The organism is Streptomyces sp. CBMA156 (assembly GCF_014596515.1).
Lineage (GTDB): Bacteria > Actinomycetota > Actinomycetes > Streptomycetales > Streptomycetaceae > Kitasatospora.
This window is the reverse complement of the sequence record NZ_MSJQ01000312.1, coordinates 1-16,063: the sequence shown is the minus strand read 5'-3', so window position 1 is coordinate 16,063 and position 16,063 is coordinate 1. Positions and strand designations below refer to the sequence as shown.

Sequence of the window (16,063 nt, the reverse complement as noted above, 5' to 3'; positions counted from 1 at the left end):
TCCGGACCACGGTGGCCGCCGCCGGAGCGGCCGGTGCGGACGAGTCCACCAGCGGGCGGGCGGCGGTCAGTTCGGCGGCCTCGGCGGCGGTACGACCGGCCGCGGTGAGGGCCGCGGCGGCCTCGGCGGCCGGGAGGGCGTCGAACCAGCGCAGCGCGAGGGCCGCCAGCCCGGCCTCGGTGAGGCGGCCGGTGAGCCGGAGGCGGGCCAGGCCGCCGTCCGGGTGAACGTCGATGCGCACATGGGTCACCTGTCGGCCGGCGTCGACACGGTAGCGGTGCCTGGTGTCGGGCTGGAGCCGGGTGCGGGGCAGGAGTTCGAACCACTCGCCGTCGGCCGGGTCGGCCCCGGCCGAGGCGTCGAAGCCCAGCAGGTCGGCCCAGCCTGGGGCGTTGGCGACGAAGCAGGAGGTGTCCACCTCGACGGCCAGGACCTCACCGCCCCCGGCCAGGGCGATCCGCACCCAGTCGTTGGCCTTGTCGCGCCGGCGCCGGGTCTCCCAGCCGTCACCCATGACGGAGGCGCGACCGGGAGCGTTCAGGTTGTGCGGGGAGGAGTAGTAGCGGTCGGACGCCGCCTCGGCCACGCCGCCGTACTCCTGGGCGGCCAGGTCGAAGGTGAGGCCGGCCAGGTCGCGCGGGTCGGGCAGCACCTCGCCGTGCACCCGCAGCCGGGCGATGCCGCCGTCCGGGAACATGCCGAGCCGCACGTGGGTGTAGCGGGTGCCGTCCGCGACGGCGAACTCGTGGGCGGTGTCGCCCTTCAGCGGGGTGCGCGGCACGATCGTGGTCCACTCGGCGCCCTGGAGCTCCTCGGGCGAGGGGTGGCCGGGCACGGACGCGGCCTCGACCGAGGCGGACTCCGGGTGGTTGCCGGTGAAGTGGGCGGTGTCCACGATCACGCCACGGATCGCCCCGGCGGCGCCGAGCCGGACGATCGCCCAGTCGTGGTCCCCGTCGGCGGGGTGCGGCCGGTCCGCGGAGACGCCGCGGCGGCGCCTGGACTCCCAGCCGTCCATGATCTGGCCCTTGTGGCCGAAGGTGTGCGGGCGGAACTCGGCCGGCCTGGCGACCAGCAGGTTCTCGGCGTCCGCGAAGGTGTCCTCGTTGGTGGCGACGACGCCTGCGCCGAGCAGTCGGGAGGCCAGGTCGACCAGGTCGGTGAAGGAAGCACTCGGGGTGTCGGCGGTGGTCACTGACTCTCCTTCAGACGCGATCGGACGGGGTGGCGGGACGGGAGTGCGGCAGGAGGAGCTGCCGGCCGAAGGGACGGGCCGCGAGGTCCACCTCGCGGCCGCGCAGCCAGGTGGTGCGCACCACGCCGGTGAGGGTCCGGCCCGCGTATGGGGTCACCGGGTTGCGGTGGTGCAGCCCGCTCGCCCGGACGGCGAACCCGCCGTCGGGGTCGAAGGCGACCAGGTCCGCGTCGTGCCCGGCGGCGATGGCGCCCTTGGTGCCGGTGAGACCGACCAGGCCGGCCGGTCCCGAGGACATCCAGCGCACCACGTCGGCCAGGGTGTGGCCGCGGCGGCGGGCCTCGGTCCAGACCGCCGGCAGGCCCAGCTGGAGCGAGGCGATGCCGCCCCAGGCGGCGGCGAAGTCGCCGCTGCCGCCGTACTCGGGCAGCAGCTTCAGGTCGGGGGTGGACGGCGAGTGGTCGGAGACGACGGCGGTGAACTCGCCGTTCGCCAGGGCCTCCCAGAGCGCGTCCCGGTTGGACTCGTCGCGGATCGGCGGACAGCACTTGAAGGCGGTGCCGCCGTCCGGCACCTGCTCGGCCGCGAGGGTCAGGTAGTGCGGACAGGTCTCGGCGGTCACCCGTACGCCCTCCTCGCGGGCCTGCCTCAGCAGCGGCAGCACCGCGGCGGAGGAGACGTGCAGGACGTGCACCCGGGCGCCGGTGCGCCGGGCCGTGTCGAGCAGGCGGGTGACGGCCGCGGTCTCCGCGCCGGCGGGCCTGGAGGCCAGGAAGTCCCGGTAGTGGACGCCTGGTTGCTGCGGGGCGGCGGCGAGCACGGCCTGGTCCTCGGCGTGGATGATCGCCAGGGCCCCGATCCGGGCCTGCTCGGCCAGCGCGGCCTCCAGGCCGGCGGCCTCGACGTGCGGGAACTCGTCCACTCCGGAGGGGGCGAGGAAGCTCTTGAAGCCGAACACCCCTTGCCGGTGCAGCGGTTCGAGGTCCGTGACGTTGCCGGGGACGGCGCCGCCCCAGAACCCGAGGTCGACCCAGGCCTGCCCCTCGGCGACCCTCCGCTTGACCGCCAGGCCGTCCACCGTGGTGGTGGGCGGGACCGAGTTGAGCGGCATGTCGACGATCGTGGTGACGCCGCCGGCCGCGGCGGCCCGGGTGGCGGTGGCGAAGCCCTCCCACTCGGTGCGGCCGGGCTCGTTGACGTGCACGTGGGTGTCGACCAGACCGGGCAGCAGGGCGGTGTCGCCGAGGTCGGCGAGGTCGCCCTCGCCGGCCGTGAGCGAGCCGTGCGGAGCGGTCCCGGCGATCTTCCCGTCCCGGATCAGCACGTCCGCGGGGCGCTCGCCGTCGGGCAGGACCACCCGTCGGGAGCGGATCACCGTCGGCTGGCTGAATGGCATGGGAGACCTCCGGAACCTGGGAGTCGTGGGTGTTCGGGGCTGGTTCGGGGGTGCTTCGAGGCCGGGTCGGGGCTGGTTCAGGGGTGCTGGAATCGCGGGCGGCACCGAGGGGTCGCCGGGAGCCTAGGCCCGCCTTCAACAAAACGTCAATGGATGGACGTACGCGAGTTCAGGGCGCCAACAGCCGCTCCGCCAGCCGCTCCCCCGCGAGTTCGGCCAGCTCGCCGGCCCTGGTCATGCTGTCCCCCGACTGCTCGGTCGAGCCGGTCAGGTCGGGCAGCCCGGCCAGGTCGGCCAGGGCCACCGCGGCGGCGAACCCGGCGGCCCGCCACTCGGGCTCGGAGAGCTCCAGCCGTCCCGCCACCACGGCCACCGGAACCCCCGCCCGGGCGGCCGCCGCGGCGACTCCCGCGGGCGCCTTGCCGTGGAGCGTCTGCGCGTCCAGACAGCCCTCGCCGGTCACGACGAGGCGCGCCCCCCGCACGGCCTCGTCGAAGCCCAGCAGATCGAGCAGCAGTTCGATGCCGGGTCGCATGGTGGCGCCGAGCAGCGCGAGGGCGGCGAAGCCCACCCCGCCCGCGGCGCCGGCACCGGGCGCCTCCCTGACGTCCCGCCCGGTGGCCTCGGCGACCAGGTCGGCGAACCGGGTCAGCCCCGCCTCCAGGACCACCAGGTCCCCACCGTCGGCGCCCTTCTGCGGGCCGTAGACGGCGGCGGCGCCGCGCGGCCCGAGCAGCGGGTTGTCCACGTCGCAGGCCACCACGAGTTCGACGCCGCCCAGCGCCTGGGCCGGCGAACCGAGGTCGATCTCCGCGAGCCGGCCCAACGCCGCTCCACCGGGCGGCAGTTCGACCCCGTCCGGGTCGCGCAGCCGCACCCCGAGCGCCTGCACCATGCCGGCGCCGCCGTCCGTACAGGCGCTGCCGCCGAGGCCCAGGACGATCCGCTTGACGCCGAGCGAGACGGCCTTGGCGATCAGCCCGCCGACCCCGTACGACCCGGCCGTGAGCGGGGCGGCGCGGCCACCGGGCAGCCGGGCGAGGCCGGAGGCCTGCGCCAGCTCGACCACGGCGGTGTCGTCCCGGACGGCGAGCGCGGCGTCCACCGGCAGGCCGGTCGGGCCCGCCACCTCGACCGGGACCCTGCTGAAGCCGGCCGCGAGCGCCGCGGCCAGGGTGCCCTCGCCGCCGTCGGCGACGGGCAGTTCGCGCACCTCGGTGCCGGGCGCGGCGCGCCGGATCCCGGCGGCGATCCTGGCGGCCGCCTCGGCGCCCTCCAGGCTGCCCTTGAACTTGTCAGGAGCGACGACCACATGGCCCTGACGGGGGGTGGGGGGCATGACGCGGATCCTCGCTTCCGTACGGGTGCGGCGGTGGTGCTGCGCCGTGCGTCCAGCATGTGCCCAGGCGGTCCGCGGAGCCAGCCCCCTCGGCGGGGAGGGGCCGGGTGACACGCACCGGGCACGACCGACGTGCCCCCAGGGTGACGTACGCGTCACCGGCTCGGAGCGACCGGCGGCGGGCGGATGAGCCCCGGCCCGCACGCCGGCCGGGTCCGGCCTCCGGACGGCGCGGGCACGACCGGATGGGTACACGCCGCCAGGAAGAGTTCGGGCGGGGGCTCCGCGCGGGAGCCCCCGGAGGTGCTACGCGACCTCGCGTCCGGAGAGCCGCTCGACACCGCGCAGCAGCGCCGAGTGGTCGAGCGAGCCGTCGCCACTGGCCCGGGCGGAGGCGACCAGCCGGGCCACCACGGCGCCGACCGGCAGCGCGGCGCCCACGGCACGGGCGGCGTCGGTGACGATGCCCATGTCCTTGTGGTGGAGGTCGATCCGGAAGCCGGGGGTGAACTCGCGGTTCAGCATGTTCGCCCGCTTGCGGCTGAGCACGGTCGAGCCGGCCAGGCCGCCGCCGAGCACGTCCAGCGCGGCCGCGAGGTCGACGCCGGCGTTCTCCAGGAACACCACCGCCTCGGCGAGCACCTGGAGGTTGGCCGCGACGATCAGCTGGTTGGCGGCCTTGACGGCCTGGCCCGCACCGCACGGGCCGACGTGGACGACCGTGGTGCCCAGTGCGTCGAACAGCGGCCTGGCCTCGGCGAAGTCCTCGGCGTCACCGCCGACCATGATCGACAGGACCGCCTCGACGGCACCCGCCTCGCCGCCGGAGACCGGGGCGTCCAGGGTGCGGATGCCCTTCTCCCGCGCGGCGGCCCCGACCCTGACCGAGGTCCGCGGGGCGATCGAGGACATGTCGATCAGCAGGGTGCCCGACGCGGCGTTCTCCAGCACCCCTCCCTCGCCCAGGACGACCTGCTCGACCTGCGGGTCGGCCGGGACCATGGTGATGACGACCTCGGCGTCCTTCACCGCGTCCGCGATGCTGCCGGCGCCGTGGCCGCCGGCCTCGACCAGGGCGTCGACCGGCAGCCTGGTGAGGTTGAAACCGGTGACGTGGTGACCGGCCCCGACCAGGTTGGCGGCCATCGGGCTGCCCAGGATGCCGAGGCCGATGAAGGCGATCTTGCGGCTCATCACGTCGATTTCCTTACGTGTGCGGGCGGGAGGTCGGGGCGGGGCCGTGGCCTCGCGGTGATCGGCACCCGGCGGCGCACGGCCGGTCGACGCGCTATCCGGCAGCGCGCTGTCCGGTAGCGCGCTGTCCGGTAGCGCGCTGTCCGGCGGCGCGCAGCTCGCGCGGCAGCCACCCGAAGCTGTCGGCGCTGACACCGGTGGAGGGGCGGTACTCCAGGCCGATCGAGCCGGTGTAGCCGACGGCCGTGAGCCGGGCGAACAGGTCCTCGAAGTCCAGCTCACCGGTACCGGGCTCGTGGCGGCCCGGGTTGTCGGCGATCTGCACGTGGCCGATGCGGTCGGCGTGGGCGGTGATGACGGCCGCCGGGTCCTCGCCGTTCCTCGCCAGGTGGTACAGGTCGCAGAGGAACCTGGCGTTCCCCAGGCCGGTGGCGGCGTTGACCCGGTCGACCACCTCGACCACCTCGACCACCTCGACCACCTCGACCGCGGCGGCCGCCCAGAGCAGCGGGTAGTCCGGCGACTCGGCCCCGTTCAGGGCCTCGACCAGCAGGACGGCGCCGATCCCGTGCGCGGCCCGCGCGGCGAGCACCAGGTGCTCCAGTGCGAGCGCGTCCTGTTCGGCCGGGTCGACGCCCTCGATCCGGTTGCCGTAGAGGGCGTTGAGCGCGGTGGCACCCAGCGAGGCGGCGAAGTCGGCGGCCACCGGGACGTTGGCCCGGAAACGTTCCCGTTCGGACGGCACCGAGACGGTGCCGCGGGCGCCCCCGCTCAGGTCGTCCAGGAGGTTGAGGCCGGTGAGCCGCACCCCTGCGTCGGTGAACGCCTTGCGCAGCGCGTCCAGTTCGGCCCGGGAGGGGTCATGCTGCTCGCCGAAGGGCCACCACAGTTCGGCGGCGGTGAAGCCGGCCGCGGCGGCCGCGGCGGGGCGCTCCAGGAGCGGCAGTTCACCGAACAGGATCGACAGGTTGACCGTGAAGCCGTGCTTGGCGGCCGCCGTCACGTCACTCACCTCTCAGCTCTCTTCCTTCGATCCACAACTTCCACGATCCGGAAGAGGGATTCTGTGTGATGGAGGCATCTCCACCCCGCCGAGCGGGCATCAAGGGAGTTGCAACAATCTGTTGAAGAAGACCCGGGTGGACCATTCCCCAGGAGGGCCGACCGTTCGATCGCCCGGCCCTGCCCGCCCGCACCCCCGCTCGCTACAGTGACCCCGTGCGATTGATGGTGGAGTTCACGACAGAACCGTTCGAACTGGACACGTTCCCGGAGCACGCCGCGGCGGCCCGCAAGGTCGTCGACGAGGCCGGCCTGGCCGTGTCGGTCGGCCCCTTCGGCACCGGCGCCGAGGGTGGGGCCGAGCAGGTCCTCGCCGCGGTGACCACGTTGCTCAGGGAGACCCTGGACGCCGGGGCGACCCGGATCTCGGTCCAGGTCAGCGTGCTGGGCGAGGAGGACGGTACGCCGTGACCGAGAACGTGGAACACCCGCTCGCCGCGGCGGTGAAGCCGCTGCTGGCCGCGGTCGGCGCGACGCCCGTCCCGCTGGACGAGGCGAAGCCCGACGACCTGGTCCTGGAGTGGGAGGGAGCCCCGGCCCTGGCCGTCCGACTGCCGCACCTGAACAGTGCGCTGGACCGGCTGCTGGCCGAGACGGCCCGCCGGTTCGACGGCCGCCCGCTGGCCGAACTCGACCGGCTGGAGAAGCAGCGGGTCGTCGCCCTCCTGGAGGAGCGCGGCGCCTTCACCGTCCGCCACGGCGTGGAGACGGTCGCCTCGGCCCTGGGCGTCAGCCGCTTCACCGTGTACAACTACCTGAACCGCCAGGACGCTTCCAAGTCGCCCTGACGCCCGCTCGGCGCCCCGGGGCGCGCGCGGACCCCGGCCACGGGGACTTCCGAACGGGTGACCCCGCCGGTGCGGCAGGACTGGATCGGCCTGCGGCGGGGCACACTTGGCGAATCGCCCACGAAAGGGCCCGGCGTCGCGGGCCGGTTCGAAAAACGTCACCACCAACCATTCAACAAAGTGTTGACGGCCGGGTGGGGCCGATCTAGCTTTTCCGGGTGGCACCACTCTTCAGGAGGTCCACTCGTGACCAACCGCCCCCACACCCTTGACGCCCTGGCCGCGGCCGACGCCGCGGAGTTGGCGGAGATCCTGCTGGAGGTGTGCTCCAGCCCCCGCTGGGCCGCCGCGGTCGCGGAGACCAGACCCTGGCCCGACCGGGAATCCCTGCTCACCGCCAACGCGACGGCCGTCGCGTCGCTGACGGCCGAGGACCTGCGCGACGCGACGGCCGGCCACGCCCGGATCGGCGAGCCCATCGCGGGCGACGCCGCCTCCGAGCGCGAACAGGCCGGAATCCAGGGCGCGGACCGGGCCGTCCTCGACGAGCTGCACGAGGCCAACGCCGCCTACGAGGCCAAGTTCGGCCACGCGTTCCTGATCTGCGCGACCGGCCGCACCGCGGCCGGCATGCTCGCCGCCCTGCGGGAGCGCCACCCCAACGACGCCACCACCGAGGCGGAGATCGTCCGCGGGGAGCTGCGCAGGATCAACGACATCCGGCTCGACCGTCTGCTCGAAGGCCCCTGATGCATCGTCAGGACATCTCATGCCGGGCGGGCGCGAGGCGCGATCACCCAGAGAACTGACGCATCATCATTTCCGAAATCAGTAAGGTCACTTCATCCATGACTGGCATCTCCACCCACGTGCTCGACACCAGCCTCGGCCGACCGGCCGAGGGCGTCCCGGTCGAGCTCGCACTGCGCACCGAGGGCGGCTGGCAGGTGCTCGGCACCTCCGTCACGGACTCCGACGGCCGGGTCAGGGACCTGCCGGCCGTGGAGGCGGGCTCGGTCGTCCGGCTGCTCTTCGACACCGGCGCCTACCACGCGCTCAAGTCCGCCGAGCCGCCGTTCTTCCCCGAGGTCTCGATCGTCTTCACGGTCGCGCCCGGACAGCACCACTGCCACGTGCCGCTGTTGCTCAACCCGTTCGGCTACTCGGTCTACCGCGGAAGCCAGTAGACCGGCCTGGAAAGCTTAGGAGCCACGCCATGGCCCACGTGCTCGGCCAGAACCAGTACGGCAAGGCGGAGAACCGCATCGTCCGGATCCGCCGCGACTCCGCCCGGCACGAGATCAAGGACCTGAACGTCTCGGTCTCGCTGCGCGGCGAGTTCGAGGACGTCCACCTCACCGGGTCCAACGCCAACTGCCTCCCCACCGACACCACCAAGAACACCGTCTACGCCTTCGCCAAGAAGTACGGCATCGAGTCGGCCGAGGCGTTCGGCATCCTCCTGGCCCGCCACTTCGTCGACGACACCGAGCGCGGCGTCGTGCACGGCGCCCGGATCCGGATCGAGGAGTACGCCTGGGACCGGATCAGGACTCCGGACGGCTCCGCCCGCCTCACCGGTTCGGAGGAGGCCGGCCACTCCTTCGTCCGTACCGGCCAGGAGGTCCGCACCAGCGAGATCGTCTACGACGGCGAGGCCGTCCGGGTCGTCTCCGGTCTGAAGGACCTGGTCGTCATGAACTCCACCGACTCGGAGTTCTGGGGCTACATCAAGGACGGCTACACCACGCTCGGGGAGTCGTACGACCGCATCCTCGCCACCCAGGTCACCGCCCGCTGGAAGTTCGGCCACAGCGGCGGGGACGGCGACGCCCAGCCCGACTGGAACCGCTCCTACAGCCAGGTGAGGCGGCACCTGCTGGAGGCGTTCGCCGAGACCTACTCCTACTCGCTGCAGCAGACCCTGCACGCGATGGGCACCCGGGTCCTCGACAACCGTGCCGAGGTGGACGAGGTCCGGCTCGAACTGCCCAACAAGCACCACTTCCTGGTCGATCTGGAGCCGTTCGGACTGAAGAACGAGAACGAGGTCTACTTCGCCGCGGACCGCATGTACGGCCTGATCGAGGGCACCGTGCACCGCGAGGGCGTCGTCCCGGTCATCCCGGTCGCCTGACGTCCCCGTCCCCCACCGGTCACGCAGCGCCCGTCACGCATCAGCCGTCACGCACCGACCACCAGGCGCCACGCACCATGTGGACGCCGCCCGGAAGCACCGCACCCTCCGGCCCCCGCCGGCCGGTCGAGTCCGGGCGGGCCGCTCCAGCCGCGGCAGGCGCTCCAGCAGTTCCACCCGTACCAGCGGTTCTCCACCCCCACCCACCGGAGTTCGTGTCTGCCTCGCGGCGGCCGGCCCGGGGCACCGGAGAGGCCGGCCGAGGGATCCCCGCACCGCCGTCCCGTCCTCGGTCACATCGGACCGGCCGCACTCCAGCGCCACGGGCACGCCGGGAGCCACGGGCACAAGAGGGGCTCGACATGGCACCCAGCAACACCAGCAGTACAGAAGGCGGTTCCACCTCACCGGGAACACCCGGCCCGGACGGCGCGCCGGCACTCCCCGGTGAGCCGGCCGGCTCCGGAACCCACCCCGTGGACGAGTGGCTGCCCCCGGTGAAGCTGTTCTCCACCGGGCTCCAGCACGTCGCCGCGATGTACGCGGGGGTCGTCGCACCCCCGCTCATCGTCGGCGCCGGCGTCGGGCTCTCCCCCGCCGAACTCGCCCTGCTCATCTCGGCCAGCCTGTTCACCGCCGGACTGGCCACCCTCCTCCAGACCCTCGGCGTCTGGAAGATCGGCGCGCGACTGCCGTTCGTGAACGGCGTCTCCTTCGCGGGCGTCGCGCCCATGATCGCGATCGCCAAGGGCTCCGTCGACAGGACGGGGGGCCCGAAGGACGCCCTCCCGGTGATCTTCGGAGCGGTGATCGTCGCGGGCCTCCTGTGCTTCCTCGCGGCGCCGTACTTCTGCAAGCTCATCCGGTTCTTCCCACCGGTCGTCCAGGGCACCGTGATCACCCTCATCGGGCTGTCCCTGCTTCCGGTGGCGGTCAACTGGGCGCGCGGCGGCTCGCCGAGCGCCCCCGGGTACGGCTCCATGCGGGCCGTCGGCCTCGCCGCGATCACGCTCGCCGCGGTGGTGCTCTGCCACCGGCTGCTGCGCGGCTTCTGGCAGCAGCTGTCCCTGCTCATCGGCCTGGCGCTCGGCACCCTGGTCGCCTTTCCGCTGGGACTGGCCCACTTCGGCGCGGTCCAGGACGCGAAGGTGTTCTCGCTCCCCTCCCCGTTCCACTTCGGCGCGCCCGCGTTCGACGCCGCCGCGATCGTCTCGATGTGCATCGTCATGGTGGTCTCGATGACCGAGTCCACCGCCGACATGCTCGCCCTCGGCAGGATCGTCGACCGCGAGGCCGACGAACCCACCCTCACCGCCGGCCTGCGGGCCGACGGTCTGGCCACCGCGCTCAGCCCCGTCTTCAACGGCTTCGCCGCCAGCGCCTTCGCCCAGAACATCGGGCTGGTGGCGCTGACGAGGATCCGCAGCCGCTTCGTGGTCGCGGCCGGCGGAGGAATCCTGGTCCTGCTGGGCCTGTTCCCCGTGCTCGGCTCGGTCGTCTCGCTGGTTCCGCAGCCCGTCCTCGGCGGCGCCGGGATCGTGCTCTTCGGCACGGTCGCGGCCAGCGGCATCCGCACTCTCGCGGAGGCCGGCATGGAGTCGGGCTCGAACACCATCCTGGTGTCGGTCTCGCTCGGGGTCGGCATCGTCCCGATCGCCGTACCGACGTTCTACGACGCCTTCCCTGAGGCCGCCCGGACCCTGTTGCACTCGGGTATCTCGGCCGGCTGCGTACTGGCCGTCCTGCTCAACCTGCTCTTCCACCACGTCGGGACCACCCGCCGGCCCGGGTCCGACGACGCCCCCGGCGCGACGGTGCCGACGGCGACACCGTCCTGACCGGCCCGGGAAGGGGCGCGCCCTCTCCGGCGCGCGCCTCTCCCGGCCCTCCCCAGAGGAGTCACACCATGGCACTCCAGCCCCCGCCCGCCGACCAGCGGATCGTGATCGAGAACGCCGCGATCGCCACCGTGGACGCGAACGACACCGAGTACGCCCGCGGCCACGTGGTCGTCCTCGGCAACACCGTCGAGGCGGTGGGCGACGGCCCCGCCCCCGCGTGGCTGGACGACGTGGTGCGCCGGATCGACGGCGACGGCCACCTGGTCACCCCCGGCCTGGTCAACACCCACCACCACTTCTACCAGTGGCTCACCCGCGGCCTGGCCCAGGACGACATCCTGTTCGACTGGCTGGTCGCCCTCTACCCGACCTGGGCGCGGATCGACGCGAAGCTCGTCCACGCCGCGAGCCTGGGCTCCGCCGCCGCCCTGCTCAAGTCCGGCTGCACCACCGCTTCCGACCACCACTACGTCTTCCCGAGGGACGGCGGCGACGTCCTCGGCGCCTCCGTCGAGGCCGTCCGGGAACTCGGTCTGCGCTTCACCGCGCTGCGCGGCTCGATGGACCGTTCACAGAAGGACGGCGGGCTCCCGCCGGACCACGCGGTCGAGGAGCCGGACGACATCCTGGCCGCCTCCGAGGCCGCCGTGGACCGCCACCACGACTCCTCCTTCGGCTCGATGCTGCACGTCGCGATCGCGCCCTGTTCGCCCTTCTCGGTCTCCACCGACCTGCTCCGCCGGTCCGCCGAACTCGCCCGCCGCAAGGGCGTCCGGCTGCACACCCACGGCTCGGAGACGGCCGAGGAGGAGCAGTTCTGCAAGGAGTTGTTCGGCATGGGCCCGACGGACTACTTCGAGTCGGTGGGCTGGCTCGGCGAGGACGTCTGGATGGCGCACTGCGTGCACATGAGCGACTCCGACATCGCCAAGTTCGCCGAGACCGGCACCGGTGTGGCCCACTGCCCGTCCTCCAACGCCCGGCTGGCCGCCGGCATCGCCCGGGTGCCCGACATGCTCCGGGCCGGTGTGCCGGTCGGCCTCGGTGTGGACGGCGCCGCCTCCAACGAGTCCGGCGAGCTGGGGACGGAGCTGCGCAACGCGCTGCTGATCAACCGACTGCACGGCTCCCCCACCGCCCTGACCGGCCGGCAGGCGCTGCGGCTGGGCACCATGGGCGGTGCCCGGGTGCTCGGCCGGCAGGACGAGATCGGCTCGATCGAGGCCGGCAAGCTCGCCGACCTGGCGCTGTGGAAGATCGACGGGATCATGCACTCCTCCATCGCCGACCCGGTCGCCGCGCTCACCTTCGGGTCGCTGCCGCCGCTGTCGGTGCTGCTCGTCAACGGCATCGCGGTGGTCGAGGAGGGGCGGCTGACCACCGTCGACGAGGACCGGATCGCCCGCGACTGCGCCCGCGCGGCCCGCGAGCTGGCGGCCCGTCCGGTCTGACGCCCACCCCTGCGGGTGTGCGGACTGTCAGCTGACAGGTTTCAACGGACGGACTTCAGCGAGCGGACTTCAGCGAACAGATGACAACTTTCATCATCTGTTCGCTGAAATCTGTTCTCCGACCCTCGTCAGGCCGTACGCCCCAGCGTCGCCAGGTACGCCCGCCAGCCGCCGTGGTGGGTGATCTCCCGGTGGACCCCGCGCTCCACTTCACCCCGGGAGAGCACCATGGACAGACAGGCGGAGCCGTCCTCCAGCGTGATCACGCCCAGTTCCAGCTCCCGCGGTTCGCCCGGCAGGACGACGTCCCGCAGCCGCTCCAGCGGGATGTCGTACAGCTCGCCGTCGATGGCGGTGTCCGCACCGGGGTCGGCCAGCAGGCCCGGACAGACGTCCGTCCCGCCGCTGTGGTCGATGGAGAAGAAGCGGTAGCCGGGAGCGGTCCTGGCCGGCCCGATCAACGAGTCGGCGACCTTGGCGTGGAAGGGGCCGCCGACCATCGCCTGGCCGTTGAAGAACATGCGTGCCATGGGTGGAACTCCTCACATGGAAAAGACCGTTCCGCACGACGACGAGAGGACGGGCGGATTCGTCGCCGTGCGGAACGCAGTGGCGGAACGCCCCGGTGCCACGCTCCGGAAGACGGCAGCGGTGGCTCCGGCCGGCCGTTCGGGCTCAGCCCAGCAGGGGAAGCGCGGGCAGGGTCAGGAAGTCCACGAACTCATCGGCCAGGGCGACCTGTTCGAAGAGCCGGGCGGCCTCGCGCCAGCGGCCGGCGCCGTAGGCGTCCTCCCCCAGTCCGGCGCGGAGTCCGGCCAGCTCCGCGGCGACCAGGGTGCGGACCAGCCCGGCGGTGGCCTTCTCGCCGGTGTCGGACAGCACGACCCCGTTGTGGATCCACTGCCAGATCTGCGAGCGGGAGATCTCGGCGGTGGCGGCGTCCTCCATCATGTCGAAGATTCCGACGGCCCCGATACCGCGCAGCCACGCCTCGATGTACCGGATGCCGACCTGGACGGCGTTGTGCAGCCCCGCGCGGGTGCAACTGCCGCCGGCTCCGGCGACGTCGAGCAGCTGGGCGGCGGTCACCGGCTCGGCCGGGCCCGGGTCGTCCTTCTGGTGGGGCCGCTCGCCGAGCACCGCGTCGAAGGAGGCCCGGGCGACCGGCACCAGGTCCGGGTGGGCGACCCAGGAGCCGTCGAAGCCGTGGCCCGCCTCACGGTCCTTGTCCGCCTTGACCTTCTCCAGCGCGGCCGCGTTGACCTCCGGGTCGCGACGGCTCGGGATGAACGCGGCCATGCCGCCGATCGCGTGGGCGCCGCGCCGGTGGCAGGTCCGCACCAGCAGCCGGGTGTAGGCGGCCATGAACGGCGAGGCCATGGTGACGCTGTTGCGGTCGGGGAGGATGTAGTGCTCGCCGGCGTCACGGAAGTTCTTGACGATCGAGAACAGGTAGTCCCAGCGCCCGGCGTTGAGCCCGGCGGCGTGGTCGCGCAGCTCGTGGAGGATCTCGTCCATCTCGAACGCGGCGGTGATGGTCTCGATCAGCACGGTCGCCCTGACGGTGCCGTGCGGGATGCCGAGTTCGGCCTGGGCGTGGGTGAACACGTCGTTCCACAGCCGGGCTTCGAGGTGGCTCTCGGTCTTCGGCAGGTAGAAGTACGGCCCGGAGTTGGGGTCCTCGGCGCCCTTGGCCAGCAGCCGGGCGGCGTTGTGGAAGAAGTAGAGGCCGAAGTCGACGAACGCGCCGGCCACCGGAGCGCCGTCGACCAGCAGGTGGTTCTCGTCCAGGTGCCAGCCGCGCGGGCGGACCACGACGGTGGCGAGTTCGGCGGCGGGCTTGAGGGTGTAGGCCTTGCCGGCCGCGCTGGTGAAGTCGATCCGGCCTTCGAAGGCGTCGATCAGGTTGACCTGGCCGCCGACCACGTTCTCCCAGGTCGGGGACGTGGCGTCCTCGAAGTCGGCGAGCCAGATCCGTGCCCCGGAGTTGAGCGCGTTGACGACCATCTTGCGGTCGGTCGGGCCGGTGATCTCGACCCTGCGGTCCTGGAGGGCGCGCGGTGCCTCGGCGACCTTCCAGTCGCCGGCCCGGATCCCGGCGGTCTCGGGGAGGAAGTCCAGCGTGCCGGCGGCGGCGATTTCGGCGCGCCGGCTCCTCCGCCTGGCCAGCAGTTCCTGCCGGCGCCCTTCGAAGGCGCGGTGGAGCCCGGCGACGAAGGCGACCGCCTCCGGAGTGAGCACCTCCTCCGCCCGGTGGACGTGGGGACCGGCGAGGGTGACGACCGGGACGGCGGAGGAGGCGTACGGGGGTACCCCCAGCCCGAAGCTGGGAGAGGGCTCCTGATCTGCGGCCATGAGCAGGACACTCCTAAGACGGTTGAGTCTGGCGAAGGGAGCTCCGGCGGGAACTTCTCGGGGGACTTCCGCGATCGGAACCCGCCGGGCCGGCGGGCTCGATTCTGTAAGGTGGAGACTAGTTTCCGCGATACAGAATTTCAACGATTTGTTGAAGAGGTCGCCGGGACTCTGCTCCTCCCCGACAGTGAAGACTCCTCCCGACAGTGAAGGAAACGCCGGTGGTTGCGACCCCCGACCCAGCATCGACGACAGGCGCCGACCGCGCGGGCGGCGGCGTGCAGTCCGTCGAACGCGCCTTCCAACTCCTGGAGGCGCTGGCCGACTCCGGCGGCGTGGCCACCCTCAGCGAACTCGCCACCACGTCCGGCCTCCCGATGCCGACCATCCACCGGCTGGTTCGTACCCTCGTCCAGCAGGGCTATGTCCGCCAGGACACCGCCCGCCGCTACACCCTCGGCCCCCGGCTGATCCGCCTCGGGGAGACGGCCGGCCGGCTGCTCGGCAGCTGGGCCCGCCCGTACCTGGCCGAACTCATGGAGGCCACCGGCGAGACCGCCAACCTGGCGGTGCTGGAGGGCGGCGAGGTGGTGTACGTCGGCCAGGTGCAGTCGCGCCGCTCGATGCGGATGTTCACCGAGGTCGGCCGACGGGTGCAGCCGCACTGCACCGGCGTCGGCAAGGCGCTGCTCGCCCAGCTGCCCGAGGACGAGGCGCGCGCCGTCCTCGGCCCCAACCCGCTGCCCGCGCACACCGAGTACACGCTCACCGACCCTCAGGAGCTGATGCGTCAGCTCGCCGAGGCGCGCGAGCGCGGCTACGTGGTCGACGACCAGGAGCAGGAGATCGGCGTCCGCTGCATCGCACTCGCCGTCCCCGGCGCGCCGACGCCCACCGCGCTCTCGGTCTCCGGCCCCGAGGCCCGCATCCGGGCCCTGGAGGAGCAGGTCGGCGCCTCCTCGCTGGTGCCGGTGATGCACCGGATCGCCACCAGGCTGGGGCAGGTCCTCGCGCCCTGAGGCCACGTCAACCTCCGTTGCCGGCCGGACCGGTCGGGGCGGCGTGCCGCGTCATCCGTTCGGGCGGACGACGGGCGGGTTGCGCCCGGACCGCGGCGGCGGCTCCGCCACCCTGGTGCGGACGCGGCCCGCGACGGCGCGGGCGGCCGGAACGCGAGGCAGGGTGAGCGGGGATGGAGCAGCAGCACCGGGACGTGCGCGGTGGCGTGAGCGATGACGGGGCGCGCGGCGGTGGAGTGCGGCGCGGTGGCGTGCGGCGCGGCGCGAGAGGCCGGCGGTTCGGCGG

General features: G+C 73.0%; 15 protein-coding genes. 8 read left to right on the top strand and 7 right to left on the bottom strand.

Features of this window, described 5'->3' with window-relative positions; translation table 11 throughout:
* The 5 genes from alc to BU198_RS27035 all read right to left on the bottom strand — a co-directional run.
* A partial coding sequence (gene alc, locus BU198_RS27055; RefSeq protein WP_188299496.1) for an allantoicase occupies positions 1-1,216 on the bottom strand: 1,216 nt, incomplete at its 3' end.
* Positions 1,206-2,591, bottom strand: coding sequence for an allantoinase AllB (gene allB / locus BU198_RS27050; RefSeq protein WP_188299495.1), 1,386 nt, complete (start codon positions 2,589-2,591; stop codon positions 1,206-1,208). The genes alc and allB, both read right to left, overlap by 11 nt.
* Before the next feature lie 169 nt (positions 2,592-2,760).
* A complete protein-coding gene (locus BU198_RS27045) occupies positions 2,761-3,930 on the bottom strand; it encodes a glycerate kinase (RefSeq protein WP_188299494.1) in 1,170 nt (389 codons plus the stop codon).
* 306 nt (positions 3,931-4,236) lie between these two features.
* On the bottom strand, positions 4,237-5,124 hold the full coding sequence (locus tag BU198_RS27040) for a 2-hydroxy-3-oxopropionate reductase (RefSeq protein ID WP_188299493.1): 888 nt from the start codon (positions 5,122-5,124) through the stop codon (positions 4,237-4,239).
* 94 nt (positions 5,125-5,218) lie between these two features.
* Complete coding sequence (locus BU198_RS27035) at positions 5,219-6,136, bottom strand: TIM barrel protein (RefSeq protein WP_188299492.1); 918 nt, start codon at positions 6,134-6,136, stop codon at positions 5,219-5,221.
* 206 nt (positions 6,137-6,342) lie between these two features.
* Here BU198_RS27035 and BU198_RS27030 point away from each other — a divergent pair, with 206 nt between their 5' ends.
* From BU198_RS27030 to BU198_RS27000, 7 genes are all read left to right on the top strand, one after another.
* Complete coding sequence (locus tag BU198_RS27030) at positions 6,343-6,597, top strand: thiamine-binding protein (RefSeq protein WP_188299491.1); 255 nt, start codon at positions 6,343-6,345, stop codon at positions 6,595-6,597.
* Positions 6,594-6,974 carry a helix-turn-helix domain-containing protein gene (locus tag BU198_RS27025; RefSeq protein ID WP_188299490.1) on the top strand — a complete coding sequence of 127 codons (381 nt, stop codon included), beginning with the start codon at positions 6,594-6,596 and terminating at the stop codon, positions 6,972-6,974. The genes BU198_RS27030 and BU198_RS27025 overlap by 4 nt, the downstream gene beginning before the upstream one ends.
* A 246-nt stretch (positions 6,975-7,220) precedes the next feature.
* Positions 7,221-7,724 (top strand): 2-oxo-4-hydroxy-4-carboxy-5-ureidoimidazoline decarboxylase, encoded by a 504-nt coding sequence (gene uraD, locus BU198_RS27020; RefSeq protein WP_188299489.1) that lies wholly within the window; start codon positions 7,221-7,223, stop codon positions 7,722-7,724.
* 98 nt (positions 7,725-7,822) lie between these two features.
* Complete coding sequence (gene uraH / locus BU198_RS27015) at positions 7,823-8,161, top strand: hydroxyisourate hydrolase (protein ID WP_188299488.1); 339 nt, start codon at positions 7,823-7,825, stop codon at positions 8,159-8,161.
* 29 nt (positions 8,162-8,190) lie between these two features.
* Positions 8,191-9,111 carry a factor-independent urate hydroxylase gene (gene pucL, locus BU198_RS27010; RefSeq protein ID WP_188299487.1) on the top strand — a complete coding sequence of 307 codons (921 nt, stop codon included), beginning with the start codon at positions 8,191-8,193 and terminating at the stop codon, positions 9,109-9,111.
* Between the two features lie 362 nt (positions 9,112-9,473).
* Positions 9,474-10,949 carry a nucleobase:cation symporter-2 family protein gene (locus BU198_RS27005; RefSeq protein WP_188299486.1) on the top strand — a complete coding sequence of 492 codons (1,476 nt, stop codon included), beginning with the start codon at positions 9,474-9,476 and terminating at the stop codon, positions 10,947-10,949.
* A 68-nt stretch (positions 10,950-11,017) separates the two neighbouring features.
* Positions 11,018-12,403, top strand: coding sequence for an 8-oxoguanine deaminase (locus BU198_RS27000; RefSeq protein WP_188299485.1), 1,386 nt, complete (start codon positions 11,018-11,020; stop codon positions 12,401-12,403).
* A gap of 128 nt (positions 12,404-12,531) precedes the next feature.
* Here BU198_RS27000 and BU198_RS26995 read toward each other — a convergent pair whose 3' ends face one another.
* Together BU198_RS26995 and aceB are read right to left on the bottom strand one after the other, a co-directional pair.
* A complete protein-coding gene (locus tag BU198_RS26995; RefSeq protein WP_188299484.1) occupies positions 12,532-12,933 on the bottom strand; it encodes a gamma-glutamylcyclotransferase in 402 nt (133 codons plus the stop codon).
* A 145-nt stretch (positions 12,934-13,078) separates the two neighbouring features.
* On the bottom strand, positions 13,079-14,758 hold the full coding sequence (aceB, locus tag BU198_RS26990; RefSeq protein ID WP_188299483.1) for a malate synthase A: 1,680 nt from the start codon (positions 14,756-14,758) through the stop codon (positions 13,079-13,081).
* 221 nt (positions 14,759-14,979) lie between these two features.
* Between aceB and BU198_RS26985 the strand changes: the two genes are divergently transcribed.
* Positions 14,980-15,777, top strand: a complete 798-nt coding sequence (locus tag BU198_RS26985) for an IclR family transcriptional regulator (RefSeq protein ID WP_188299482.1) — start codon at positions 14,980-14,982, stop codon at positions 15,775-15,777.
* The last annotated feature ends 286 nt before the right edge of the window (positions 15,778-16,063 follow it).

What these genes read in the sequence shown, in the direction of transcription:
- BU198_RS27000 (WP_188299485.1), top strand. Translation starts at nt 11,018, where the DNA reads ATGGCACTCCAGCCCCCGCCCGCCGACCAGCGGATCGTGATCGAGAAC.
- allB (WP_188299495.1), bottom strand. Translation starts at nt 2,591, where the DNA reads ATGCCATTCAGCCAGCCGACGGTGATCCGCTCCCGACGGGTGGTCCTG.
- aceB (WP_188299483.1), bottom strand. Translation starts at nt 14,758, where the DNA reads ATGGCCGCAGATCAGGAGCCCTCTCCCAGCTTCGGGCTGGGGGTACCC.
- BU198_RS27045 (WP_188299494.1), bottom strand. Translation starts at nt 3,930, where the DNA reads ATGCCCCCCACCCCCCGTCAGGGCCATGTGGTCGTCGCTCCTGACAAG.
- uraH (WP_188299488.1), top strand. Translation starts at nt 7,823, where the DNA reads ATGACTGGCATCTCCACCCACGTGCTCGACACCAGCCTCGGCCGACCG.
- BU198_RS27040 (WP_188299493.1), bottom strand. Translation starts at nt 5,124, where the DNA reads ATGAGCCGCAAGATCGCCTTCATCGGCCTCGGCATCCTGGGCAGCCCG.
- pucL (WP_188299487.1), top strand. Translation starts at nt 8,191, where the DNA reads ATGGCCCACGTGCTCGGCCAGAACCAGTACGGCAAGGCGGAGAACCGC.
- BU198_RS27005 (WP_188299486.1), top strand. Translation starts at nt 9,474, where the DNA reads ATGGCACCCAGCAACACCAGCAGTACAGAAGGCGGTTCCACCTCACCG.
- BU198_RS26995 (WP_188299484.1), bottom strand. Translation starts at nt 12,933, where the DNA reads ATGGCACGCATGTTCTTCAACGGCCAGGCGATGGTCGGCGGCCCCTTC.